The sequence below is a fragment of the Streptosporangium sp. NPDC049078 genome, assembly GCF_040648855.1.
GTDB lineage: Bacteria > Actinomycetota > Actinomycetes > Streptosporangiales > Streptosporangiaceae > Streptosporangium.
In genome coordinates this window covers 337,939-362,057 of record NZ_JBEZEL010000007.1, presented here as the reverse complement: position 1 = coordinate 362,057, position 24,119 = coordinate 337,939, and the positions used below count along the sequence as shown (strand labels likewise).

General features: G+C 68.7%; 17 protein-coding genes and 3 CRISPR repeat arrays. Of the genes, 7 read left to right on the top strand and 10 right to left on the bottom strand.

Translation table 11 applies throughout. The features are described from left to right. Window positions 1-139: 139 nt before the first annotated feature. The 10 genes from AB0B90_RS14510 to AB0B90_RS14465 form a co-directional block, all read right to left on the bottom strand. Complete coding sequence (locus AB0B90_RS14510) at window positions 140-682, bottom strand: SPW repeat protein (RefSeq protein ID WP_350947780.1); 543 nt, start codon at window positions 680-682, stop codon at window positions 140-142. A gap of 192 nt (window positions 683-874) precedes the next feature. After that, window positions 875-1,509: a CRISPR direct-repeat array (repeat unit 31 nt; unit sequence GTTGCGACCCCTCTCAGGGGCGATGAGGACC). 134 nt (window positions 1,510-1,643) lie between these two features. Next, the gene (gene cas2, locus AB0B90_RS14505) at window positions 1,644-1,907 is read right to left on the bottom strand and encodes a CRISPR-associated endonuclease Cas2 (RefSeq protein ID WP_362897371.1); all 264 of its coding nucleotides are present in this window, start codon (window positions 1,905-1,907) and stop codon (window positions 1,644-1,646) included. A gap of 6 nt (window positions 1,908-1,913) precedes the next feature. Beyond that, window positions 1,914-2,894 carry a CRISPR-associated endonuclease Cas1 gene (gene cas1 / locus AB0B90_RS14500; protein WP_362922811.1) on the bottom strand — a complete coding sequence of 327 codons (981 nt, stop codon included), beginning with the start codon at window positions 2,892-2,894 and terminating at the stop codon, window positions 1,914-1,916. Next, entirely contained in the window at window positions 2,895-3,392 is a 498-nt protein-coding gene (locus AB0B90_RS14495) for a CRISPR-associated protein Cas4 (RefSeq protein ID WP_362922809.1), read from the bottom strand. Next, entirely contained in the window at window positions 3,389-5,740 is a 2,352-nt protein-coding gene (gene cas3, locus AB0B90_RS14490; protein ID WP_362922807.1) for a CRISPR-associated helicase Cas3', read from the bottom strand. Before cas3 ends, AB0B90_RS14495 begins: the two co-directional genes overlap by 4 nt. 2 nt (window positions 5,741-5,742) lie before the next feature. Continuing rightward, a complete protein-coding gene (gene cas5, locus AB0B90_RS14485) occupies window positions 5,743-6,429 on the bottom strand; it encodes a CRISPR-associated protein Cas5 (protein ID WP_362922805.1) in 687 nt (228 codons plus the stop codon). Continuing rightward, complete coding sequence (gene cas7i / locus AB0B90_RS14480) at window positions 6,426-7,460, bottom strand: type I-B CRISPR-associated protein Cas7/Cst2/DevR (protein ID WP_362922803.1); 1,035 nt, start codon at window positions 7,458-7,460, stop codon at window positions 6,426-6,428. The genes cas5 and cas7i overlap by 4 nt, the downstream gene beginning before the upstream one ends. Further along, entirely contained in the window at window positions 7,457-8,872 is a 1,416-nt protein-coding gene (locus tag AB0B90_RS14475; protein WP_362922801.1) for a hypothetical protein, read from the bottom strand. The genes cas7i and AB0B90_RS14475 overlap by 4 nt, the downstream gene beginning before the upstream one ends. A 56-nt stretch (window positions 8,873-8,928) precedes the next feature. Then, the gene (locus tag AB0B90_RS14470; RefSeq protein WP_362922799.1) at window positions 8,929-9,657 is read right to left on the bottom strand and encodes a CRISPR-associated endoribonuclease Cas6; all 729 of its coding nucleotides are present in this window, start codon (window positions 9,655-9,657) and stop codon (window positions 8,929-8,931) included. Between the two features lie 290 nt (window positions 9,658-9,947). Beyond that, window positions 9,948-10,633: direct repeats of the CRISPR family, unit length 30 nt; unit sequence GTCCTCATCGCCCCTGAGAGGGGTCGCAAC. A 19-nt stretch (window positions 10,634-10,652) separates the two neighbouring features. Further along, the gene (locus tag AB0B90_RS14465) at window positions 10,653-12,029 is read right to left on the bottom strand and encodes a helix-turn-helix transcriptional regulator (protein WP_362922797.1); all 1,377 of its coding nucleotides are present in this window, start codon (window positions 12,027-12,029) and stop codon (window positions 10,653-10,655) included. Between the two features lie 251 nt (window positions 12,030-12,280). Here AB0B90_RS14465 and AB0B90_RS14460 point away from each other — a divergent pair, with 251 nt between their 5' ends. From AB0B90_RS14460 to AB0B90_RS14430, 7 genes are all read left to right on the top strand, one after another. Then, on the top strand, window positions 12,281-12,928 hold the full coding sequence (locus AB0B90_RS14460) for an ATP-binding protein (RefSeq protein WP_362922795.1): 648 nt from the start codon (window positions 12,281-12,283) through the stop codon (window positions 12,926-12,928). 305 nt (window positions 12,929-13,233) lie between these two features. Further along, window positions 13,234-13,855: a CRISPR direct-repeat array (repeat unit 30 nt; unit sequence GTCCTCATCGCCCCTGAGAGGGGTCGCAAC). 117 nt (window positions 13,856-13,972) lie between these two features. Continuing rightward, window positions 13,973-15,190, top strand: a complete 1,218-nt coding sequence (locus tag AB0B90_RS14455; RefSeq protein ID WP_362922793.1) for a hypothetical protein — start codon at window positions 13,973-13,975, stop codon at window positions 15,188-15,190. Window positions 15,191-15,248: 58 nt separating this feature from the next. Continuing rightward, on the top strand, window positions 15,249-16,907 hold the full coding sequence (locus AB0B90_RS14450; RefSeq protein ID WP_362922791.1) for a hypothetical protein: 1,659 nt from the start codon (window positions 15,249-15,251) through the stop codon (window positions 16,905-16,907). Beyond that, the gene (locus AB0B90_RS14445) at window positions 16,904-19,456 is read left to right on the top strand and encodes an RAMP superfamily CRISPR-associated protein (protein WP_362922789.1); all 2,553 of its coding nucleotides are present in this window, start codon (window positions 16,904-16,906) and stop codon (window positions 19,454-19,456) included. The genes AB0B90_RS14450 and AB0B90_RS14445 overlap by 4 nt, the downstream gene beginning before the upstream one ends. Continuing rightward, window positions 19,453-21,069: an RAMP superfamily CRISPR-associated protein gene (locus AB0B90_RS14440; protein ID WP_362922787.1), complete on the top strand. Its 1,617-nt coding sequence runs from the start codon at window positions 19,453-19,455 to the stop codon at window positions 21,067-21,069. Before AB0B90_RS14445 ends, AB0B90_RS14440 begins: the two co-directional genes overlap by 4 nt. Next, on the top strand, window positions 21,066-21,668 hold the full coding sequence (gene csx19 / locus AB0B90_RS14435; protein WP_362922785.1) for a CRISPR-associated protein Csx19: 603 nt from the start codon (window positions 21,066-21,068) through the stop codon (window positions 21,666-21,668). The genes AB0B90_RS14440 and csx19 overlap by 4 nt, the downstream gene beginning before the upstream one ends. After that, window positions 21,668-24,013, top strand: coding sequence for a TIGR03986 family CRISPR-associated RAMP protein (locus AB0B90_RS14430; protein ID WP_362922783.1), 2,346 nt, complete (start codon window positions 21,668-21,670; stop codon window positions 24,011-24,013). Before csx19 ends, AB0B90_RS14430 begins: the two co-directional genes overlap by 1 nt. Window positions 24,014-24,119: the final 106 nt, after the last annotated feature.

Below are 24,119 nucleotides of genomic sequence, written 5' to 3'. Positions count from 1 at the left end.
CTGGCGGGGTCCGTGGCGGAGGACGGATCCCCGAAGACGACGGAAGCCCGGCCGGGGCCGGGCTTAGCTGGAGACGACGCTCTCAACCCGGTCCCTGGCCGGGTTGAGCAGCCGTCGCGCTGATCTCACATCCATCTGTCTATGGCCTGTTGGGATAGTCGGGCCTGTTGGGGTAGTCCGGCCGATTGGGCATGTCCGTTCGACCGGGCATGTCCGTCCTGTGGGAGCTGTCTCCTCGATGGGACATGCTTCCCTTGTGTGACATTCCGGCCATCTTCTTGGTGCCCATCGCCACCGCTCCCAGACCGAGCAGGAGGATGACGATGCCGGTGACGACGTTGTTCCAGATGCTGCCCCTCGTCGCCGAGCCGGTGATCCAGGGAGCGATGATGGTCCAGATTCCGATCACCGGGGCGACCCAGCTGACCCCGTAGGTCCGGCCGTAGGCGGACGCGAAGGCCAGGGCCAGCGCGGCGACCGCGATACCGGTGACGAGGTTGCTCACCGAGAGCCTGGACAGGCCGTTGAAGCCGACCACCCAGGGTGAGATCGCCAGATACAGGCCCGCCAGAAGGCCCAGTCCTTCGATGGCCTGGGCCACCGAGCTGGAGCCCGCTCGTTCGTACCTCTCCCGCATCTCGATGAGATCGGGGTGATGTTCCAGGCTTGCGGGTCTCGTCATGACCCATGCCCCCTTCCGGTTTCACGCGAAATACGATCCGCTGTGAAAGCGAACTCTTACCGATATACCCGACATAAGCTCCAAGCAGCCCAAAGAGCCACAAATCTAGACAATGAAATCCTTGGGCTACGGAGATCCGAAGGCCACCCTCACACGACCCGCCTCGACTTCCGGTGGGCGAGAAGTCAGGACGTCGTGACCCCTCTCAGGGGCGATGAGGACGAGAAGCCGGAGATCCTGCGGTCGTATCTCGACCGGTTGCGACCCCTCTCAGGGGCGATGAGGACCTCCCCGACTCGCATCTACGACGCCTTAGCGCGTAGAGAGTTGCGACCCCTCTCAGGGGCGATGAGGACCTCCGACCTGAAGAAGTGGCTGCAGGCGGTGATGCCGTTGCGACCCCTCTCAGGGGCGATGAGGACCGACGGTGCCGTCGAGCAGGCGGTCATCTATTGGGAGTTGCGACCCCTCTCAGGGGCGATGAGGACCGCGACTACGGGTACCCCGACTGGTTGGATACCTGTATGTTGCGACCCCTCTCAGGGGCGATGAGGACCGCGACTACGGGTACCCCGACTGGTTGGATACCTGTATGTTGCGACCCCTCTCAGGGGCGATGAGGACCGGGCGCCACCGTGTCCGGTGTCGCCTGCACGCTCAGGTTGCGACCCCTCTCAGGGGCGATGAGGACCCGTTGAGCAGGCCAAGAAGCTCGCCGCCGACATCGCGTTGCGACCCCTCTCAGGGGCGATGAGGACCCGCCCAGCGCAGCCGGACCGTCCGCTCACAGGTATGAGTTGCGACCCCTCTCAGGGGCGATGAGGACCCCCCAAGGTAAAGTCCCAGGTCAGTAGCCTGTTTGCCGAGTGGATTCGGGGCTGTTTTGCAGTGAACCTCCGGTCGTGCAGGAAACCCGGGGGGTCTGCTGCAAAACGGTGTGATCACCGCGATGGCACGGAGATTACAGGATGTCGCTGGGGGCGGGTTGGGCGATGCCCCATTCCTGGCGTTGGGGTGTGGTGCCGGGCGGGAAGCTGAAGACGAGGACGCTGTCGTATCCGGCGTCGATCACCCCCTCGACCTCGTGCCGGAACCGGCGTAGTTGTGCCGGGCTCAGCGCGCCTTCGAAGACGCTTCGCTGCACGTGGTGCAGATACTGCCGGCACAGTCGCAGGATGGCGGCGTTGCGTTTGGCCAGGGTGTCGTAGACCACCACGACGTACACGCGACCTCACCACCAGATCTTGAACGGCTTGTACGGGGTGCCCTCCAGGCAGGTGCGGGTGAGCTGGAGGGCTTCGAGGTAGAGCAGCTCGTCGTAGGCGACGTTGCGGCCGAGGGTGCGGTGCTGGACGGTCACCGACAATTCATCGCGTACGGTCTGCACGACGAGTTTGCGGCCGGAGTCGCTGAGCATCGCCTGGTTGCTGCCGACGTCGAAGTGGGTTGGTTTGAGCTGGCCTCGCCCGGCGAGCCGGAGCAGCAGCCGTTCGGCGAACAGCGGTTTGAACACCTCGGCGAGATCCAGGACCAGCGAGTGACGCTGGCGTTCCATGTTGCTGTGCAGGAACGCCACCCCCGAGTGCAGCGGGGTGAGCCGCACCGCCGACAGCAGTCGTGAGTAGGTGATCCCGTTGACATAGCCGATGAAGGCGTTCCCGGCGTTGAGCGGTGGTCGGCGGCTGCGGCCGTTCAGCCGGAGCCATTCGGGGAGCCGGGTGTCCAGGACGGCCCAGGCCGAGCGGCGGAAGGTGCCTTCGATGCCCATCAGCTCCTCGCGCGTGGCCGCCTCCGCGATGGAGGATTCCAGCACCGACATCGGCCGGGCCAGCAGCTTGCGGTCGATCACCCGCCGTACGTTCGCCGCGGTGCTCGCCACGATCGCGCGAGCGATGACGAGGGAGGCCGCGGGGTCGTCGGCGAGCCGGGCCTGGGCGATGACGGTCTGGCCCGAGGTGCTGGTGTCGGAGGTCAGCAGCGAACCGGCGTAGTCGCCGTAGTGGCTGAGAAAGTGGACGTTGACCCGGTGCTGGTTGAGCAGGCTGATCACGGCGGTGTTGAGATCGACAGACTCGCAGGCCACGATGTCGCGGACGTCGGTGATGGGGATGTGCACGGGGGAGCCGTCGACCCGCTCGATCCGCAGTGACTGGTCCTTGCGGCGGATCCGGCAGGGTGTGGTGAGCCAGTAGGTCCGGGCGGCAGTCGGCATTTACTCGTTCCAGCAGTAGTCGGTGTAGGAGCAGCCCCGGCAGCCCGACCGGGCGAGGAGGGGCGGGGAGGTGGTCGCGGAGACCACCTCCAGGACTTCGGCGATGTCGGCCTCGGCCTGTTCGGCGGCCTGGGGGGTGTACGGCAGCCGCTTGGTGCGGCGGGTTTTGGGATAGTGCAGGATGCCGCCCTGGGCGGCGATTCCGATGGCGTGCAGTCGGTAGCAGTAGTGCATCGCCTGGGCCTCGTCGGCCCTGCTGGGCTTGGCGGACGACTTGACCTCGTGCACCCAGGCCGCGCCGTCGAGATGGTCCAGTTGCGCGGCACCGAGATCGATGGGGGAGCTACGGGTGTAGGAGGTCTCGTGGACGGCCTCGCCCAGCTGGACGGTCGCGCTCAGGTGCTCGGGGCGGATCCCGCGTGCGTACAGCCACAGCTGACGCCGGCAGTGGTAGAGGTATTTGACGTGGACGCCGCCCACGTCCTCGGCGCCGATCACAGCACCTCACCCGCCTGGTAGACCTGGGCGGCCCGGCCGTGGATCTCGCCCAGGCCCAGCCGTCCGTCGTAGTCGGCGTTGACGATCCGCAGGCCCAGCTTCCTCTCCCAGGAGGTGAGGGGAGTGCCCCAGTGCGGCATCGGGATCAGGTAGCGCTCGGCCAGCAGGCGTCCGGCCGCCCTGTCACCGGTCACCTGGCGAAGATCCGCCTCGTAGGCGTCGCGATCCTGGGCGAGAACCGCCTCCGTGCCGTCGAACAACTCGTCGAACAGCTCGGTCAGCTCGTCCCGGCTGACGAAGGGGTGGGCGAAGCCGAGGAACGCGTCGGTGAACCTCGTCTGGTTTTCCAGCACCTCGGCGGACCACTCCCGTCCCCACGCGGTGTCGTACACCTCGTCCAGCCAGGCGCGTGCGTGCCCCTCGTCGACCTCGTCGCCGTCGTGGCGGGCCAGGATGTTCCAGCCCGCCTCGACCGGAAGACGGGGATAGACGCCGTCGGCGTACTCCTGGTCGCCGCCCCTGCGCCGGGGAGCGAAGGTCGCCGGGTGGACGACCACGTCGGCGGGTGGCCGGGCCGCGACCCGGTTGACCCGGCCGAACCGCTGCAGCAGGGCCTCCAGCGGCGCCGCCGAGGTGAACAGGCAGTCGAAGTCCACGTCCAGGCTCACCTCGACGACCTGGGTGGCGACCACCAGCCCCGGCAGCCGTGGACGGCCGGCGCCGAAACGGTCACCGATCCCCTTCTCCAGCACGCTCCGGTCCATCCGACGAAACCGCGAGTGCAGCAGGAACGCGGCCTCCTCGTCCGTCTCCGGTGCCAGTTCGGCGAACAGGTGCTGGGCGTCGGCCACGTTGTTCGCCACCACCAGCACCGATGCGCCGTCCGCGAGCCGGTCTTTGATCTCCTCGACGGAGTCGGGGTCGGTCAGGTGCCTCTCACGCAGCGAGAGGCGGTGACGCAGCGGAGCACCCTCGGTCGCGGCCTGGACCAGGTGAGCATCCTGCTCCAGCGCCTGACGGAACAGGTGGATCAACGCGTCCGGCAGCGTGGCCGACAGTACGGCGATCCGCCCGCCGAGCCGCTCCCACAGCCGGGCCGTCGCCAGGATGTAGCCGAGCCGCCGAGGATCGTAGGCGTGCAACTCGTCCAGCACGAACACCGAGTTCGCGGCGTCGACCAACGTTCCCGAGTGCGCAGGACCGGCCAGCACGCCCCGCAGGATCTGGTACGGCGTGCCCACCCGTACGGTCTCCCGGAAAAGCCGGGTCGCCGCTGCCCGGGAGACGGCCTTCCTTGCGGCCTCCGCCTGCTCGTCCTCACCGTCCTGCGGGCAGATGGCGGTCGCGAGGTGGTAGGAGGCGGCTCGCGAGTGCATCACCCCCACCAGCGTGCCGTCTCCCAGCAGGCCGCCCAGCCGCTCGGTCATCGCGTTGATCGAGGCAAGGTACGGCAGCGTGAAGAAGACCCTCGGCACACCGCCCGTCTCCCCGGCGATCGCGACGGTCTGCGCCGCCGCCCACAGCAGCCCGGCCTCGGTCTTGCCCGAGCCGGTCGGCGCCCGCAGCAACAGATGGCCGTCCACCGCGGCCGCCTCCACCTGGTGGGGACGCAAGGTGTGGCCCTTCTCGGCGAACGTCTTCTCCAGCAACGGCCGGAAGGCGGCGTCGAAAGGCTGACGGGTGTGGAACGTTCCGTGAGCTGAGGAGACATGGTCGGCCAGCGTGACGGACCCCTGCACCAGCACCGCCGCAAGTCCCCGGTCCGGTTCCGAGGGAAGCTCCCACTCGTCCAGCAGCCGGGCGAACATCCGCAGGGCCTCCCCAGCGACATCAGGCTCCTGCGGCGGCGAGGGTATGACGGGCAGCCCCGCCGACCTCGCGGTGGAGACGAGCCAGTCGGCGAGTTCGGCGGCCACGTCCCCCGGGATCGGCTGGAATCGCTCCCGCCACTCCTCTTCACCGGCACCGCCGTACGCCAGGCTGAGCGAACCGCGCCCGCCCTCCAGCGAGCGGTGGTGGGTGGCGACACCGGCGGCCACCCAGAGCAGCAGACGCTCGTCGTCGATCAGACCGGGCAGGAAACCCAGCGAGACGACCTCGTGGCGTTCACCCCACGATCTGATGAGGCCGTTGAGCATCGCCTGGAAGCCGTCCGGGATCTTCCCGGCGTCATGACACAGCGCGGCCAGGCAGACCGTGGGCCAGAACATCCCGTCGGTGACCTCGTCCAGCAGGGCGACCCGACCCACCCGCCGACGCAGCGCGACGGCGCCCGCCAGCGTGGCGGCGAGGTGAGCGGTGAGCCTCTCCTTCGGCGCGCTCTTGGCCAGCATTCTCTCCAGGGCCACGATCACGCCTCCATGGTCGCGAGCCGGCCGGGATGGACCGGGGGGAGAAGCGCCACCGCCCGGCCCTCTTCGTCCGCCCAGTCGCAGGTGACCATGAGGTCACTTCGCCCGGAGGTGTCGAAGTGGTAGCCGTCCCAGCGCGTCCGGTGGCGGTCGAGCGAGACCGAGGTCGGCAGCCGCAGCAGGGTTCCGACCGGTGGCGGGGTGATCGTCTCGGGCAGGAGGGCGGAGCCCTGGCGGCCGGGACCGGGTAGCAGCGCGACACGCCGGGTCGCCAGTCCGACCAGATCCTGGCTCCTGCCCAGCCGCAACGGCCACACCGGCCTGCGCAGCCTGCGCTCCCACAACTCGACGTCCTCGGTGAGCCACACCGTCAGCGTCACATCGGCGAGGAACCCGCGCTCCCGAGGGGTCGAATCGGCCTTCTTGCCGGTGGCGTCCAGTGGGTGATAGGTCTCCAGGTCACTCCCCATGCCACGGGCGTGGAACGCCATCGCGAACCGGGTTCGCTCGTCGACGGCCTCCCAGCCTCCGGTCGCGGCCGCGAGCATGCCGCCCACCGTCGCAGGGGGAGGGCAGGGCAGCGCCACCTGGACTCCCGCGTACAGCGGATTGCGGAAGGAGGCGATCGGCGCGGTCACCGTGACTTCCAGAGCCTCCCGCGGCGCCGCTGAAAGGTCGGCCGTCATACCTTGGGGTCCTCGAACCAGGCGTCTCGCTCGCCGCGTTCGATCTGCTCGGCCAGGCCGCCCAGCAGCACCCGGGGATGGTCGACGACGAGGCTTCCCGCGGTGATCAGGTCGGCGAGCTCGGCGCGCACCTGGTCACGCTGCTCGCCGAGGAACCCCGGAGCCCAGCCCAGCAGCACAGGCCCGTCCAGCTCGTCGGCCCACGCCTCGATCTCGGCGCGCAACACGCCCGCGTCGAACCGAGCCCGCTCGCCCCGGACACCGAGCACCCGGGTGAAGGGATTGACGCCGCCCTTCACCGGCGCGAGCAGGATCAGCGCCGGGGTGCGGTCCCCGTAGTGCATCGACTGCTTGGCACCCCCGCGTACCGCCGTCAGCGTCCGCAGCAGCAACGAGGCCCGGCGGCGCCGCTCGGCGATTCCCAGCCGCAGCGCCGAGGACCCCCTGAAGACGACCGGCTCCGCGCCGTTGTCCTGAGCCTCCTTCGCGGCCGGTTCCGGGAGGGCGACCTTCACCCCGGTCCCGTCGGTCTCGAAGACACCGACCCTCGGCAGGTCCAGCAGTACGTCTCCGGCGAGCTCCGCGCTGTAGAACTCGTGACCGTGCAGCACCGGGTTCTCCCCGGCACCGAAGCCCCGGCTCATCGTGCCGAAGTCCCGCTCGGGCCGGCGCGGGACCACCGAGACGAAGGTCCCGGTGGCCAGCACCGTATCCCGCTGGCAGGTCTTGGTCTTGTCACCCTTGACCGCGACCATGTAGCCGAACAGATCGTCGTCGAGGTAGAGATCGGGACGGCCGTTGGTGTAGGCCTGCTGCTTCTGGCCGCTGCCCGACCGGATCACCGGCGAGGACGGCTCGGAGGCGGGCAGCGAGTCGCGCACCCAGCGGCGGAACGCCTGCGCCGAGACGTACGGATGGGTGTCACGCCCGACGCGCAACTGCTTCACCCTGGCGACGTTGTCCTCGCCCAGGCCGTTGTTCGGCGCCCCGGCCACCACATCCAGAACGATCTTTCCTACCAGGTAGCTCATGCTTCGTCCTTCATGTACTCGATGTCCTCCGGGTGGTCCTTCTCCTCGGTCGCCATCTCGGCGGCGACCTCGGCCCGGTCCCCGGGGTTGAACTTCAGCTCGTGAAGCCGCTGGACCACCGAGACGAGGAGCAACTGCCGGTGGAACCAGGCGTCCTCCACCTCGGGGTCGAACAGCAGCCGGAACTGGTTCTCGGTGATCAGCGGGCCGTCGATCCCGCTTTCTGCGTCGAGCAGGGCGTCGATGTTGCGGCGCATCAGCCAGTGCCGCATCTGCTTCTGCTCCTTCAACGTCGCGTTGAACCGCCGGAGCTGCCCCGCGGAGTTCTCGGCGTTCAACCAGGCCGCCACCTGCGCCCCGGCCGCCTTGACCTCGTCTACCTCGTTCTGGTTCATCCGCATCACCTCGATCACTAGGGAGAAGCACAGTTCGGCCAGGTCGGCCGTGTCGTCACCGATCACGCCCCGGTCCAGCCGCGCGGCCAGATACCGGCCGCAGGCTCCGGCGATCCGCTCCGGCGACCGGAAGGCGTTACGGGCCAGCCCGACGACGCCCGGCCTGTCGGCCGTGGCATGCGCACGCAGCAGAGCCGGAAAGCCACGCCTACGCGGAGGCCGCGACGAGCGCCGCAGCCACTCGGCGACGGGCTGCTCCATCGACTGGATCTCCAGCGTCTGGCCCCGGTTGTTGTTGCCGAAGACCAGCAGATCCACCCCAGCCGTCAGCCGGTCCTCGTGGTGCCGCAGAGCCTGCAGCGCCAGCACCTCCCGTGCGGGAACCCCTTGGGGGTCGGCCCTGCCCAGAGCGATGAACTGCCGATTGCGCTCCACCCGCCGCGACAGCGTCCGCGCCATGAACCGCTCGTCCCAACTGTGCAGAGCGGTCGACGGCCCACCCGTCAGACGACAGCCGTACGGCAGGGCGTAGAAACTGCACAGGCACGGCCAGCACAGGGCCATTCCGGCATGTCCGCGCGGTGTGTTGTTGCGGTAGAGGTCGCTTTCCGCCAGCGGCACATCCACCTTCCCGAAGAACCCCACCGCGCCACGCCCGCACAGCACACACGCCGCCGTCGGCCAGGTCTTCTCCTCGGGCCGCGTCCGCCAGGCCCGCACGGCACCTTCGATGGTGCCCTTGTCCTTCTTCGCGTTGCTGAGGTGGTTCATCTTGGAGTTCGGAAAGAAGGACAGACTCGACTTGAGCCAGAAACCCCGGTCGCTCTTCGTGTCACGGACCAGGGCCGCGGTGACGGCGTCCTCGGTGACCCTGTCCACCGCGTCTCCGAACATCTTGGGAGTGAGCTTCTCCGGCGACGACGCCTCGCCGAGCAACGCCAGGGCGTAGGCGCCGATCCGCTGGAGCGGATGGGCGGTGAGCACCGGTCGCGACTGCTCGTCGTCGCTTCCGTCCACGTGCCGGCCTGGTTCTACGCGCTGATGCGGCTCGCTTATGACACCGACCGTTTCGCTCACGCGGCGATCCAGCCGAAGCCGGCCGCGTTGGCCTGGCCCAGGCCCCAGCTCCAGATCGCCTGGAGCGTCTCCGGCGGCCCGGCCAGCTCCACCTCGATCGGAGCACCCGGCTTCGCACCCTGACCCACCGTGAAGGAACGCTTCGCCCCCACCCAGGAGATCTCCGTCAGCGACACCTCGGGATCCAGGCCCAGGGTCTCGGCCTTGCGCCGCAGGTTGCGCTGGAAGAACACCGGGAACTCCGGGTCGGTCGGCAGCAGCCACGCCTGCCGGGTGGTTCGCTGCCCCGACTCCTCGCGGCCGGTGCCCTTCATCACCACCGGCGTACTCGTCCTGAACCGGCCCCGCCCCGACTCGAACCCCGGAGGCTCCACGGCCACGACGTTCAGCACCCGGAACGCCGCCCCGCCCCAGTCCAGCAGCTCACGCCGCTTCACCCCCTGGGCCAGCACAGCTACCACCTCGAAGAGCGGGCTGCCCAGCTCCACCCACCCCTTCCCACCCACGGCGTACGCCCCCCGCCGCCGCGTCGCCTGCGGGAACACCGGCGCCCCATGTCCCAGCGGCACCATCCCGTACGGCCCGGCCCCCTCACCGTGGAATCGCTTCCCGACCTCCGGCGCCTCCCGGGCGAGCAGGTCGTACACCAGGGACCGTCCAGGCGCGAGCACCTTGGTCCACGCGAGCTCGGTAGCCGCCGTGGCGACCTCGATCCGCACCCTCACCGTGTTCCTCCGATCTGTTTCGGCTTGCACTACATACAGATGGACGAAGAGCTCTGGTCCGTGTCCGTGCTGGTCAGCGGGGTGGAGTGCATATGGGGCCACAGAACCGTGGTCTTCGAGGGAAAGATCGGGTTAGTCTGCATGCAGCATCAGGCGCACGCCAGAACCGAGATGTTTTGATCATGTTTTTGCAGCAGACCCCCCGGGTTTTCTGCACTACCGGAGGTTCACTGCAAAACAGCGCTGAAACCCCTCGGGAAACAGGTCGCTGACCTGCGCCTTTACCTTGGGTCCTCATCGCCCCTGAGAGGGGTCGCAACGACAGGCAAGGCGTTTACATGTGACCTACGCCACAGTCCTCATCGCCCCTGAGAGGGGTCGCAACACCGTGACGCCGAGGGAGTTGAACCGGGCGATGGCGTGTCCTCATCGCCCCTGAGAGGGGTCGCAACGTACTCCAGGCCCCCGGCCATGCTGTTGAACCAGGGTCCTCATCGCCCCTGAGAGGGGTCGCAACGCCGCTTTTTGTCAGGGATGCGCATCCCGGCTTGGGTCCTCATCACCCCTGAGAGGGGTCGCAACGCCGGTCTCCCCGGCACGGCGCCAGCGCGGGGTCGTCCTCATCGCCCCTGAGAGGGGTCGCAACGCCGGTCTCCCCGGCACGGCGCCAGCGCGGGGTCGTCCTCATCGCCCCTGAGAGGGGTCGCAACAAGCTATCCAGAATGATGAATCCGTGGACACGGCCAAGTCCTCATCGCCCCTGAGAGGGGTCGCAACGCGTTGGGGAGGATCGGCTGCTTCACTGGCCACCGCGTCCTCATCGCCCCTGAGAGGGGTCGCAACGAATCGCCGCCGCGCAGCAGCCGCCAGGCCAGCGCCGGTCCTCATCGCCCCTGAGAGGGGTCGCAACAACGCGCCCGCACTGGCCCGGATCAGCGGAGTCCTGGTGCTCATCGCCCATGAGGGGGATCACAACGGTGTTTTTGAGAAAACATTCAGGAGGTGAGTTCGCTGTTCAGGTAGGCGCGGAACTCTTTGACCCGGATGGTTGTGGCGTACGGTTCCAGGCGGTCGGAGAACTTGCGGATGCGGCCGACTAGGCGAGGGGAGGCCAACGATCTGGCCATCGGGATGGCGGTTCGTACGGAGTCCACGGCCTGTTCGATTTCGCCCAGGCCCAGGTAAGCGTCAGCGACGCTGACCCGGCTGAGCTGGGCTGAACGGAAGCGGCGTTCACCGTAATCACGCAGGACGGCCTCCACGCAATCGACAGAGCGTCGGTGTTCGCCGATGAGGGACCAGCAGATACCTGCCTCTGCGACGGGCTCGGTTGACTCGTACCACTCAGCCCAGGACGGATCACGGTCGCTGCTGCCCTGGGCGTAGAGCCGCTCGACCTCGCCGAGGAGTTGCTCAACTCGTTTGACGCCGTGACCGTCGCCTGCCTCGCTCATCTTGACCTGGAGGGCCGTCGCCCAGGCTTCTCTGCTCAATAGTTGGGCCATGACGCGCGGTGGAGCCTGGGCCCGCTGGGCGGTGTCCACAGTGGCCCGGGCGAGTCGTACCGCCCAGGCAGGCTGTTCCAGGTAGATCGCCTGGATTGTCATGGTGGTCAGTATCCAGGCGCCCGTCAGTGAGTCGTCGCCGGCCTTGGCCAGTTTGAGTGCTTGGCCGAAGTAGTGCTGGGCCTGGCCGTGATGTCCCAGGTCGAAAGCGGTCCAGCCCGCCTGCAAGGTCATCCCCGCCGCAGCTGTCATCAGCGCGGCCCCGACCTGATCGTTGTAACGGCCGCGCAGCAGCGGCTCCACAGTGCCATAGAGGTAGTCCACCACCGCCGGACGGATCATCCCGGCCCCGAATCGGTGGTCCATCTGACTGAACGCCTGCCGCGTCTCTGTGATCCGTCGGACATCGGAGAGTCCCACGGCTGAGCCGGACCCCTGATAGGCCACTGAGGCGATGGGGGTGCCATAGCTCCACTCCGAAAGCCATCCCCCCAGCGCGGCGGGTACGAACGGTAGCGCGGCCAGTATGTGACGGCGGTCCGGGTCCACGTCGCACCTCCACAGTCGTCCGGCGGCCTCGACGGTAGCCCCGAGCGACAGGTCGCTGAAGTCCGGCAGCAGCCAGGCTTCCGTATCGACCGGATCCGTGCCCTCGATCCATCGGTCGACCTCGGCCGCGTCCACCCCGAACACCTCGGCCATCCGTGCCCGATACACCGGGCGGATGTCCTGATGGCCCCGCTCCCAGCGGCTCCACGTCGTCGACGACACCCACAACGCCGCCGAGATCTGATCCTGGCTCATTCCCATCCGCTTACGGGCTCGTACCAACTCCGGGCGTCCCGCATTCTGATCCACATCGTCCATAACACCCTCCGTCACCCAGGGTTACGAGCCGTCAACTTATTGTCAACGAGTGTGCCTCTCGATCTCCGTTCGTCCGTCAAAACGACCAGGAAACGACCAGCTGGCAAGGTCGCCCATGGGGGTGAGTCGGAGGGATCTTTCCTTTCGGCGTCTCGCGCCGGGTGTGGAAACGCCGACGCTTGGGCCTGTGTCGGATCCATCAGGTGACGTTTCCTGCTGGACACAGTCACCGAAAGCGATGGAGTGCACACATGCGGCCAACTCCCTACGACCCGGCGAGCCCGACCGGCGACCGCGCCAACCGTTCGGCGATCCTCCTCCAGGGACTCGCCGCCGGAGGAGCCCTCTCAGGAGACGCCCGCGCCGACGTCAGCATGTTGGTGGCGATCCTGTATCCGGGCTCCGCCCCTCGCCAGGCGTGCGCGGTCGTACGCCAGGCGCTCCAGGAGTGCGGCGTACTCGATGGGGACGTCACCGACGCGGAGATAATCGTGGCCGAGCTCGCCGCCAACTGCGAAAGGCATGCCCGCCCGCCGTACGAACTCCGTCTCTTCAACCTGGCCGGCGTCCCGACCTGGTGCGAGGTCGTCGACAGTGACCCCGATCTGGGGTGGATTCCCGCGGTCCTTGACCACTCCCGGCCGCAGACCGCCCTGGACCTGTTCGCCGAGAACGGTCGAGGGCTGATCCTGGTCCGCGAACTCTCCCAGGGGCACTGTCGCGCCTACGTCACCACGACCTTCATCGCCAACACCCCCGCCAAGGCCATCGCCTTCGCCCTTCCCACCCTTGCGGGAACTCGCCTGACCTGCCCACCCCTCCTTCACCTGGGCCGCCGCTCAGCCCGCCTCCTCCTGACGGATCTCTCTGCCGCAGTTGAACACGACCGGGACGGCTAAAACGCCGCCTGGGCTCGAAGCGGAGCACCATTCTCATGCCGTCACCTGCCAGCGACCCCGCCCTTTGATCATCACGATGTCCGCAACGGAACCTATACACTCCTTCCGCACTGTCACGTCCGCAGTGAACACGACGCTCACCACCTCCACCACAAAACAGGACGCCTCGCAGACGCCGTGGCATCATGGTGATCATTCTGTTTTGCAGCAGACCTCCCGGGTTTTCTGCACTACCGGAGGTTCACTGCAAAACAGCGCTGAAACCGTTGGGAAAACAGGGCTCTGACCTCAGGCTTTACCTTGGGGTCCTCATCGCCCCTGAGAGGGGTCGCAACGTTACGGCCCCATGAGTTTCCTAAGCGGCGACAGTCCTCATCGCCCCTGAGAGGGGTCGCAACACGGCTACGAGGTGTACGCCCGCCGCAACGTGGAGGGTCCTCATCGCCCCTGAGAGGGGTCGCAACAAGCCGGTCAGGCGCTCAGCCGGATCGGCATGATCAGGTCCTCATCGCCCCTGAGAGGGGTCGCAACGTCACGGCTTTCGTCTTGGGACCGTAGATGCCATCGTCCTCATCGCCCCTGAGAGGGGTCGCAACCACTTGATGCTGGCGGTTACCAGGGTTACCGGAATGTCCTCATCGCCCCTGAGAGGGGTCGCAACATCGCGGGTGTCGCCAGCGCGTAGCGGTCCTTCGTGGGTCCTCATCGCCCCTGCGAGGGGTCGCAACATGCCCTCCCCGGACATCACCTGGGTGACGTCCCCGTCCTCATCGCCCCTTCGAGGGGTCGCAACGTGGCCTGCGGCGGGAACACCAGCAGCCCGCCGGGCAGGTCCTCATTGCCCCTTCGAGGGATCGCAACTCCAGGACGTGGTCCTGCACGTACGGGCGGAGCATCGTCCTCATCGCCCCTTCAAGGGGTCGGAACCCCGGATCCCGGACGCACCCGACCCGCTCACTCTCAATCCTCATCGCTCCTACCAGGGGTTTTCTTTTCGTCCATCTGTAGATGGGCGAAGAGAAAACACGGTGGACAGGAGGGCGGATGCGGCTTTCTCGGGGTGGGAGTGGTCGGGCGAGGGCGCTGTGGGAAGGGGCGTCGGGGTGGTCGGTGGCGGCGCTGGCGGGTGTGGCGGCCGCAGTGGCCGCGGGGACCGTGCCGGATGTGATCAAGGGGTGGATGGGGGACCAGAAATGGTTCCTGACGGTGCTCTGCGTGGCCGCGGCGGCGGTGTTCGCCGGTATCAACCTGTGGCAGCAGCGCAGCAGGGGCGTGGGCATCGTGATCGCCCTGCCGAGGGAGAACTGGCGGGGGCCGTGGAGTGATCAGTGGGTCAGCGCTGCCGTCAATCACGCTCGGCGTGGTCACGATTCCTGTTTCGTCGTACGGCGGGAGATCGAGGTGGCGGTGCTCGGCGCCGATCCGGCCACCAGGATCGCCGCGCGGGAGGCCCGCGAGGATGCGCTTGAGCTGGCCTACGAGCTGGTGAGCGCGCGGCTGACCGAACTGTCGGAGTCGGACCCGTCCACGCCGGTGTCGCTCTACGTCAACGCTGGGCTGCCCGACGCCTTCGACCTGGGGGCGAAGTTCAAGTTCAACGTGCAACGGGATCTGAGGGGGATCAGCCCTGATCTCGGATTGAAGCGATCCGTAGCGGAGTCTGACGAACTCGGTGGGAGTTCCGTAGCGGGGCCGGATGAGTTCGGCGGGGGTGCCGGGCCGGTGCTGCCGCAGCGGTCGGAGCGGGCGCAGTCGGACTTCTTTCCGTCGGTGAGGATCAGCAGCCGGTTGAAGGATCCGCTGACCTCGGCGGAGGCGGTGCGGGCGGTGAAGCTGGCGAGGGTGGTCGAGGAGCCTGACTTCGAGGGGGATGCCGAGGGAACGGCGGTCGCCCTGGTGGTGCATCTGGCGGACAACCCGATGATGGTAGCCCAGGCGTTGCGGGCCGCGGCCGATGGCTGCGCGGACACCGGTGGGCGATGGGAGCGGTGCCGTGCGGCACTGGTCATCGACGGCGGGCCGTCCAACCTTCCCGAGACGGCCGCCGACTTCGAGCTGGTCGTCCGGCACGTCTACGCCGCCTGGCGAGCCTGGATGGTGGCTCACCCACGGTACGCCGAGCTGCGCACCCGGTTGTTCATCACCGCTCCGGCCAGTGTCGCCTTCGCACTGGGCTGGCTGATCGGCCACGAGGTGCGGGTGGTTCCGCATCCGTACGAGACGCGCCACGACGGGGTGCGTCGTGACGGGACGCGCTCATAAGGGGTGCCTTCCAAGAGACGCACCCCAAGAGATTCGTTCAGACGAGACAAGGAGAGTCATGTACGTCGTCGTGATCAATACGGCGGGTAATCAGCGGTACATCTTCTCCTCCAACAAGCGGCAGGAGATCGTCGGCGCGTCCGACCTGATCACCCGGGTGGACGGAGCCTGGGCTGACGAAGCGCTGGAGAAGGCGTTCCCCGGTTTCAAGCGGGCGACCTGGCGGCTCGACACCCATGACGCGGAGCTGGTGGTCGCGGGGGCGGGCGGGGTCATCGTGCTGACCAAGGATAGGGAGGCCGGGCGGCGGCTGGTGACCGAGCTGACCGCCCTCGCGCTGCTTCACGCGCCGGGCCTGGATGTCTGCGGCGTGGTGGTCGAGTACGAGCCGGGCACGCTGGCCAAGAAGATGGGCGGGGTACGGAAGGAGCTGGCCGCCGTACGGGAGTCACGGCCTGGGCCGCAGGCGAGGTTTCTGCGGTTGCCACCGGTCGAGGACTGCGGGTCGAGCGGGTTGCCGGCGGAGGTGATCCGCCGTGAGGGCGAGGAGCAGCCGAGGCCGAGGTCGGCGGCTGCGAGGGCGAAGCTGGATGCCTGTCCGGGCGCGCTCGACAGGATGGCCGAGATCGCCTGGCTCGATCGGCGGAAGCCGGACAGGAGCGTCGGCCGGCGGAGGATGCGGGAGATCGTCGATCGGCTGGGCCTGGAGGCTTCCTGGGTCGGAGTGGTCCACGCCGACGGCAACGGGTTCGGTGCGATCTTCAAGGGCTTGGACGCAGTCGTCGCGGACGGGAACGATCGGGATTACGTGGAGACGTTGAGAAGCGTCTCCCAGGCCGCCGACGAGTGCGCGAAGAAGGCGTTCAGGGAGGCGCTGCGTCGCACCGCCCGTGAGACCACTCACGAGACCGCTGATCGGCCCGTCGGCGGGAACAGTGCCGGGATCCCCGCTGAGGGTGTACCTCCGGCGGTGTTGCCGCTGGTGATCGGTGGTGACGATCTGACCGTGCTGTGCGAGGGCGAGGTGGCGCTGCCCTTCACCCGGCACTACCTGGAGGCGTTCGAGGAGGAGACGGCCAGGGACGCGAGGCTCACGCCGGTGCTGGGCAAGCTGGGTCTCAAGAGGCTGGGCGCGGGTGCCGGGGTGGCGATCGTCAAGCGGAACTACCCGTTCCACTTCGCCTACGACCTGGCCGAGGAGCTGATCGACACCGAGGCCAAGCGGGTCAAGGAGTGGGGTTCGGCGCTGGCGTTCGCCGTGCTGCTGGAGAGTTCGGCCCCCGATCTGAAGCGGATCCGGCAGGCGGGCGGCGCCGGTGGGTCGGCCTCGCCCTACCTGGTGGGGGCGGGAAGCGCCGACGACAGGGCGTCGGGACGGCGCTGGGAGGACCTTGAGCGGCGGGTCGGCGCGCTGAATCGGCGCGATCCCGAATCGGGGGAGTTGCTCATCCCTCGTGGCGTCGCCCACGACCTGCGTGAAGGACTGCACCTGGGGGCGGAGGTCGCGACTTCCAGGCTGGAGCTGCTGCGCCGCCGGTTCGAGGGCGATCGCGAACGTACGGAGGTGCTGCTGAAGCTGCTGGAGAAGGAAGGCGGGTCGCTCTGGCTCGATGACCTGGACGGCAGGAAGGGGGCCGTGACGGGGCTGCCGGACGCGATGATGGCGCTGCAGTTCCTCACGGCCGGGAGCGAGAAGGCCGGGAGTGAGAGGGAATGAGGGACGGTGACGTGCGGGAGACGCGCGAGATCGGCGAGTTCGACATCTCGCTGTTCATGATCAGTGACTGGCGGGTGGGTACCGGAACGGGCATCCAGGGATACACCGACCGTCTCATCCAGCGGGACGCGGATCGTGTCGTCCGCCGAGACACGGGTTCCGTGCGCCGAGGTGGGAAGGACGCGGACAAGGATGCGCGGGCACTCGCCGCGCCGATCGTTCCGGCCAAGACACTGATCGGGGTCTGGCGCGACTCCTGCGAGCTGGCGGCGCACGCCTTGGACAGCGGGCCCGCAGGGGTGTGGCACGACTGGCTGGGATTTCTGTTCGGCGGGCAGTACGCCACGGCCACGGGCGCGCTGCGGCCCGCCGCGCTCGTCGTCGAGGGACCGCTCAGGTTTCCCGAGAGGCTGGCCGAGTTGCTGCGGGAGAAGCCCCTGGTCTCCAGGGCGACGACGTTCCGCAAGCCGGGGGTGGCGATCGACGCCCGTACCGGCACCGCCAGGGCGGACATGCTGCGGTTCGAGGAGATGGCCCGTGCCGGGGTCACGCTGAGGGGCCGAGGGCGGATCGAGGGGTTCGCGGAGCTGAGCCAGGCCCAGCGGGAGATCGCCGTCGCGCTGCTGGACGCGGGGGCGCGGCTGCTGGAGAGTGTCGGCGGCAAGCGGCGCCGGGGGGCGGGGCGATGCAGGATGACCGTCGAAGGGGAGGGCTTCGCTCCCGGCTGGACAATGCCGGACGAGCTTGAGGCGCCCCCGTCGGTCTCTCCGTACGCGGTCGCCGACCGGCCCGTGCCCGCGGACCGGACGGCACGGTCGGGCTGGGAGCGCGCGGAGCTGGTCATCACGGTGAGGGAGGCCGTGCTCGTCGCGGCCACCGTGATGGGCAACGTGGTGCAGGGCGCGACCCACATTCCCGGCTGGTGCCTGATGCCGGAGGTGACCCGGCGGCTCGGCGGGGCCGCGCACGCCTTGGTCCGCACCGGGGACCTGCTGGTCACGGCCGCCACCCCAGAGTCAGGAGAGGGCGGGCGGACCTTGCCGGTGCCCAGGGTCCTCGTCCACGAGAAGGGCGGGACGGCGATCGTCGGCAACCGGATGGCCGAGGCCGAGGCGTCCGGCAAGCCGTACCGGGACGGGTACGTCGCCGTCGAGGGAGAGAGGTTTCCCGAAGCGGTGAACCCGGCGCTCACAGTGCGCATGCACAACAGCGTCGATGACAGAGTGCAGCGGCCCATCAGGGAGATCGGCGGCGTCTACGTCTATCGGGCGCTCGCCGCGGGGACCGTGCTCCGCGCCGAGGTACGGGTCAGGACGGGAATGCTTGAGGAGGGGTGGGAACGGCGGCTGGACGGGCGATGGCGGGTCGGCCGGTCCTCCAAGGACGACTACGGGCAGGTGGAGGTGAAGGCGCGTCCGGCCGCCGACCGGCGGCGGCCCGGTGCGGAGGGCGACCTGCTTCGGGTGTGGCTGCTGTCGGACCTGCTGGTCCGTGATGTGCGGTTGCGTCCCAGTACGGAGGTCGTCGACGTCGGGCGGGCGCTGGAGCGGGCACTGGTCGCGGCCGGAGCCGCCGGGGTGCGCCTGGTTCCGGTGACCGAGCCGAGGGACGGGCGAGTGAGCGTCGCGCTCGGCGTCCACCGGACGGAGAGCTGGCACCGGGGCTGGGGCCTGCCTCGCTCCACCCTGTACGGGCTGGCCGCCGGGAGCTGCCTGACCTTCACGGTGACCGGCGGGCCCATCGATCCGGAGGCGCTCGCGGAGGTGCGGGCCGCAGGGGTGGGGGAGCGCAGGGCCGAGGGGTTCGGGCAGGTGGAGTTCGACCATGACCTGCTGCTGCGGCCCGTCGCGGCCTCCGACTCGGCCGATACGGGGTCCGGTGCCGCCGCCGGGCAGGAGTTCGGCGCTGACGCGGACGGTGTCATCGGGACCGGCTCGCCTGACGCCTCTTCGGTTCCGCACGTCGCGGCCGGGACGTCTCAGCCCATCGCGCCGAACGAGGAAGGGTACGAGAACGCGCGGATCTTCGAGCGGGCGGCCTGGCGGACGGAGATCCACCGTGCCTGCGAACGCATCAGGGGGAACCGGGGGACGCGGAGGCGGATCATTCCCGACAGGGTGTCCAACACCCAGCTCAACGCGCTACGAGAGATCGTCGCTGACCTCCCCTCCGGACGGGCGGGGAGACGTCTGGAACGACTCGCAGGGAACAGGGCCGGCAGACCGGCCTGGCCCGATGAGGCGGTGGAGCGGCTGCGCGCACTGCTCGTCGACGCCGACCCGATCTGGACGCTGCTCGGCCTTCCCGAGGAGGAGCTGACGGTGACGGCGGATGGCGTCACGACGTTGCGCGCCGAACTCCGCGACGAGGCGGTACGGGTGCTGGTCACCGCGTGCCTGGCAGCGCACAGCCGTGACAAGGCCGCGGGTGCCGGTGCCAGGACAGGACAGAACGGTCATGAGATCGGTGGTGACGTCGGTCTCGTACCCGTTAGTGGTGAAGCGGGGCGCGGTCGTGAGGGTGCCTCGACGGTGAGGAGCACGAGATGAGCATCAGGGTGGGACGGCGCGTGACCAGCAGGGTCCGGGCGCGCGGCTGGCTGCGCACCGAGTCGCCGCTGCATGTCGGAGGTCTCGGCCATGACCCCTCGCAACCGCTCCCGATCGCGGTGGACGGTCTGGGACGTCTCTACGTCCCCGGGACCACGCTGGCCGGGGTGCTGCGGAACTGGTCGCGCGGCGCCGATCCGGAGTCCACGGACCTCGACTCGCTCTGGGGCTTCGTATTCAAGGGCAGGGACGACGAAGGCCGGGCCAGCCGGGTGGTCGTCGCCGATGCCCTGATCACCTCCGACGCCAGGCTGGACGATCGTGGCCTGCCTGCCAGCCCGCTGGACCCGGCCCGCCTGGAGCTGCGGCAGTCGGTCGGCATCGACCGGACGACCGGTGCGGCGGCGCAGGAGTTCCTGTACGGCAGGGCCGTCGTGCCCGCCGGGTGTCATCTCAGGCTGGAGATGGACATCGAGTCCGGCGAGGACGGTCCCGCCGACGAGGCCAGGATGGGGGCCCTGATCGAGGCCCTGTGCGCGGGGGAGGTGCGGATCGGCGCGGCGACGGGCAGGGGTTTGGGAGCGGTGCGGCTGCTCGACGACCCGTTCGAGCTGGTCGTGGAGCGGTTCGACTCGCCGGCGGGCCTGCTCGCGGTCCTCAGGAACGATCCTGTTCGCGTCCGGTCGGTGGCGTCGTTGCGGTCGGGCGACGCGGGGCTCCCGGCGCGGCGCGAACTGCTCGACGTGCGCGTGGTGTGGAGCCCGAGGGCGCCGGTGATGGTCCGGGCGAGCTCGGCAGGTCTGGTCGTCGACACTCTGCCGCTCACCACGCGCGTCGATCGCCGTCATCTCACGCTGGTGCTGCCCGGCGGATCGATCAAGGGGGCGTTGCGCGGCCACTCCGAACTGGTGGAGCGCACGGCGCGCGGAATCGACGCGCCTTCCGCCGATCCCGGCGCTTCGGCGGGGAGGCACAGCGCGGTGTTCAGAGCGCAGCTCGACCAGTTGCCCGCCGTACGGGCGCTGTTCGGCTCGGCCCGCGACGACGGCGCGGACCGGCGGGCGGGCGCGTTGCGCGCGGAGGAGTGCATCGCGCAGACGATCGTCTCCGAAGCGCTCTGGGACCTGGTCACCGGGGCCGAGGGACCTGCGGAAGCGAATGGTCGACACCCCGAGCTGACCGAGTCCGTGCACGACCGGCTGGAGGACCTGGGCATGGCGCAGGCCGACCACGTCGCCCTCGACCGCTGGACCGGCGGAGCGGCCGACGGACGCCTGTTCAGCGTGCTGGAACCGCACGCGGTGAACTGGGAGCCGATCCGGCTCTGCATCGATCTCACCAGGCTCGACACCGAGCGCGAAAGCGCGTTGGCCCTGCTGCTGCTCACCCTCAGGGACCTCGCCGCCGGGCGGATCCCACTCGGTGCCCTCACCAACCGGGGGTTCGGCGACATCGACGTCACCGAGATCATCCTGACCGGTGGCCCGTGGCCTGAGCCGGTCACGCTCTCCGGGGCACTGGGCTCCCCGGAGATCTCGGCCATCGCCCAGGCCTGGACCGACTACCTGGCGCGGGAGCTCGTGGAGACCTCCGCGCGGGAGGGACTTCGATGACCATCCTGTACGGCGGCGCCGCCGTCGGCGCCACGCTGCCACGGGCAGTCCAGGCGGCCGGGCTGGTGGGGGGATGCGCCCTGCTGACCGCGCCCTCGGCCCACCACGTGGCCAGGGTCGAGGAGCATGGCTGCGCGACCCCGACCGGTCCTGTCGACCTGTCCTGCGTCTACGAGGCGCGGGTGTTCACCCCGAAGGTGGAGCTGCGCTGGGTGGAGGCCGGGTACGCGGTCCTGCTGACCGAGGATCGGAGCCTGCTGCCCGCGTTCTTCGGTGAATCGGTCGCACCCCTGTCCGCCGTGGCGACCCCGGATGCCCACTACCTGCTCTGGGGCGAGGTCGGTGCGCCCGCTTCAGATGGCGGGCGCGATTCCGGACGGGTCTCGGGGAAGGCGGAGGTCGCCGCGCAGGGCTGGGTCACGCTTCGCAGTGCCCGGATCGGCACCCTGACGGTGCCCATGGCGCCTTTCCCCGTGAAGAACCGGGTGCGGCTGGTCGCCCGCGAGTACGTCGTCGCGGACGAGGTGCACGGCAACGCCTATGTCGCGGAGGAACGCCTGATGGGATTCGAACCTTACGCGCCGGAGGAGGACGCGTGATGAGCGATGACATGAAATTTCTTAATCCCTACACATTCGTCCCGGCGTTTCCCAGGAAAGGACTGCCGGAGCCGCTCGGCGACGGATCGCCGCTCGGCGGAGAGGCGGGGCAGGTGGCCAGGGGGCGGCTGCACCCGGACCGTTGGACCGGGAGGATCGGGGTGAGGCTCATCGTGGAGACGCCGCTGCTCCTGCTGGACACCGCGCGCAGGACGGCGCTGTCCGAGGGGGCGGACGCCCACCGGGTCTATCCCGTCCAGGTGCGCGGGGGGCGTCCCCATCTGGCCGCGACCTCGCTCAAGGGCATGTTGCGCTCCGCGTACGAGGCCGTCACCAACTCCCGGTTCGGCGTCTTCGACGGACATGACACGCGGCTGGGCTTCCGTCGTGGCGCGGACTACGCGCTGGGCATGGTGCCCGTGCTCGTCGGATCCGGCGGGATGGTGTACGGGTTCGAGCAGGCGGCCCTGGAGATGTACGACCGTGACTCCGGCGAGAGCGTCTATCCCCGTGACGGCCAGGAAGTCCCCCGGCATCTGGAGCGGCTCCAAGCCGTGATCAGGAGCAAGGGAGGGGCGACCAGCGTGGTGCGATTCGTCCGTAAGGGAGGTCCCGAGAAGCTGGTCGTGGCGGACGGGGAACGGGTGGTGGAGGGGATCGCCTTCATCACCGGCCCCAACATCGAGAAAAAGACCTCCGAGCGGCTGTTCTATCTGGACGGGCCGGAGCCGCGGAGGATTCCGCCGGCCAGGGCGTGGAGCGAGATCGAAAAGCAGTGGAACGACCTGATCGCCGACTACGGAAAGGCGCACAAACCCGCCGAACTGTACGACCGCGAGCGACCCGACGGAAGCATCGCGGGACCGGGGGAGCGGATCGGTGACGGTCCCGGCCAGCTCGCCTGGAGCCCTCACCTGCACGACGAGAGCAGGAAGGACATAAAGGGCGGAAGGCTCTGCTATGCCCGTCTCGTGTGCGATGACCGCGCTGAGCGGCGCTGTGCCGGTCGCCTCGAATGCGACGGCGGTAACAGGGACTGCGCCGACCGTCTCAGGAAAGAAGGCCGCGTCGACCGGCTCTACCCGGTCCTGATCCCCCGAGACCTTTACCCCGTCTCCCCGGCCGAGTTGCTGGACGAGTCGCTCTCCCCCGCCGCCCACATCGGCGAGCTCTCCCCTGCAGATCGGGTGTTCGGCTGGGTCGCACCTGACGGGAAGGGCGTGCGGCCCTCGGCCTACCGTGGGCGGCTGCGCGTCGGCCCGGTCACCTGCGAGCAGGACACCGACGAGGCGGTGGAGCGGTTCGGCGGCGACGGGCTGCCGCTGGCGATCCTGGGGCGGCCCAAGCCCCAGCAGGGACGTTTCTATCTCGCGGAGTCGATGGAGGAGCCCGATCGGCCGATCAAGGACGGGACACCGAAGGAGAAGCTGTATCGGCCCGGCCATGGACTGCGTGGCCGGAAGGTGTACTGGCACCACGCCGGGCTGAACCGGCGAGATCACTGGAGCGAGGGGCAGGGAACGCACGACCCCACGCAGGTCCGGATCAACGGCTACTACCGCGAATACCGGCGCCCCCGCGCCCCGTACGACGATAAAGGCACTCCGACTCCCGACGGGAAGCGCTACCGGACGAAGGAGACCGAGCAGCAGCGTGACACGCAGAACCGGTCGATCAAGGGATGGGTGCGGCCGGGCACGACCTTCAGGTTCGTCGTCGAGGTCCGCGATCTCGACGACCACGAGCTGGGAGCGCTCGCCTGGCTGCTCACCCTGCCGCCCGGGCACTTCCATCGGCTCGGGCTCGGCCGGCCGCTCGGGTTCGGCAGCGTACGGCTCGACATCGACGAGGAGAGCACCGAACTGCACTCCGGAGCGGAGTACGCGGACCACTACCGGAGCCTTTCCGACACCCTTCCGGACACCGACGGCGTGAAAAGGCTGATCGGTGCGGGGGAGACGTTCAACCGGATGGTCGAGGGCGTGGACTCCCTGAGGAAGGTTTGTGACGCGATGCTCGCCGTTGCGCGTGGTAATCCGAAACTCCCGGTGCACTATCCCCGTACGCGCCCTGACTGGGCTCAGGAGGGCGTTCCCGCGCCGCCGGATCCGCGCGGTGGCAACTACGCGTGGTTCACCGAGAACGAGAGATCGGAGGGCAGGAGGATCGCCCCGGACAGGGGACGGTCGCTGCCCGCTCCGGGCGAGGCCGCCACGCCGCTGGTCGTCTACCCGGTCAAAAAGGAAGACGAGCAGCCGAAGAAGGGAAATAGGACCAGCAAAGGCGCCTCTCATTACAAATGGGGAGAAAAAGGGCAGAAAAGCGGTGGCAGGAAACGGTACTGACATTCAGTACCACTCGTGATCACGTCCACCGGACCGATGGGTGAGAAATCCCATGGACAACATTCGCCGCTGATCGCTGTTTATCTCACGATTTCACCCTGAGTTC

Coding starts and splice junctions, on each gene's coding strand:
- AB0B90_RS14510 (WP_350947780.1), bottom strand. CDS start 682: ATGACGAGACCCGCAAGCCTGGAACATCACCCCGATCTCATCGAGATG.
- cas1 (WP_362922811.1), bottom strand. CDS start 2,894: ATGCCGACTGCCGCCCGGACCTACTGGCTCACCACACCCTGCCGGATC.
- cas5 (WP_362922805.1), bottom strand. CDS start 6,429: ATGACGGCCGACCTTTCAGCGGCGCCGCGGGAGGCTCTGGAAGTCACG.
- cas7i (WP_362922803.1), bottom strand. CDS start 7,460: ATGAGCTACCTGGTAGGAAAGATCGTTCTGGATGTGGTGGCCGGGGCG.
- AB0B90_RS14465 (WP_362922797.1), bottom strand. CDS start 12,029: ATGGACGATGTGGATCAGAATGCGGGACGCCCGGAGTTGGTACGAGCC.
- AB0B90_RS14460 (WP_362922795.1), top strand. CDS start 12,281: ATGCGGCCAACTCCCTACGACCCGGCGAGCCCGACCGGCGACCGCGCC.
- AB0B90_RS14455 (WP_362922793.1), top strand. CDS start 13,973: ATGCGGCTTTCTCGGGGTGGGAGTGGTCGGGCGAGGGCGCTGTGGGAA.
- AB0B90_RS14450 (WP_362922791.1), top strand. CDS start 15,249: ATGTACGTCGTCGTGATCAATACGGCGGGTAATCAGCGGTACATCTTC.
- AB0B90_RS14445 (WP_362922789.1), top strand. CDS start 16,904: ATGAGGGACGGTGACGTGCGGGAGACGCGCGAGATCGGCGAGTTCGAC.
- AB0B90_RS14440 (WP_362922787.1), top strand. CDS start 19,453: ATGAGCATCAGGGTGGGACGGCGCGTGACCAGCAGGGTCCGGGCGCGC.
- csx19 (WP_362922785.1), top strand. CDS start 21,066: ATGACCATCCTGTACGGCGGCGCCGCCGTCGGCGCCACGCTGCCACGG.
- AB0B90_RS14430 (WP_362922783.1), top strand. CDS start 21,668: ATGAGCGATGACATGAAATTTCTTAATCCCTACACATTCGTCCCGGCG.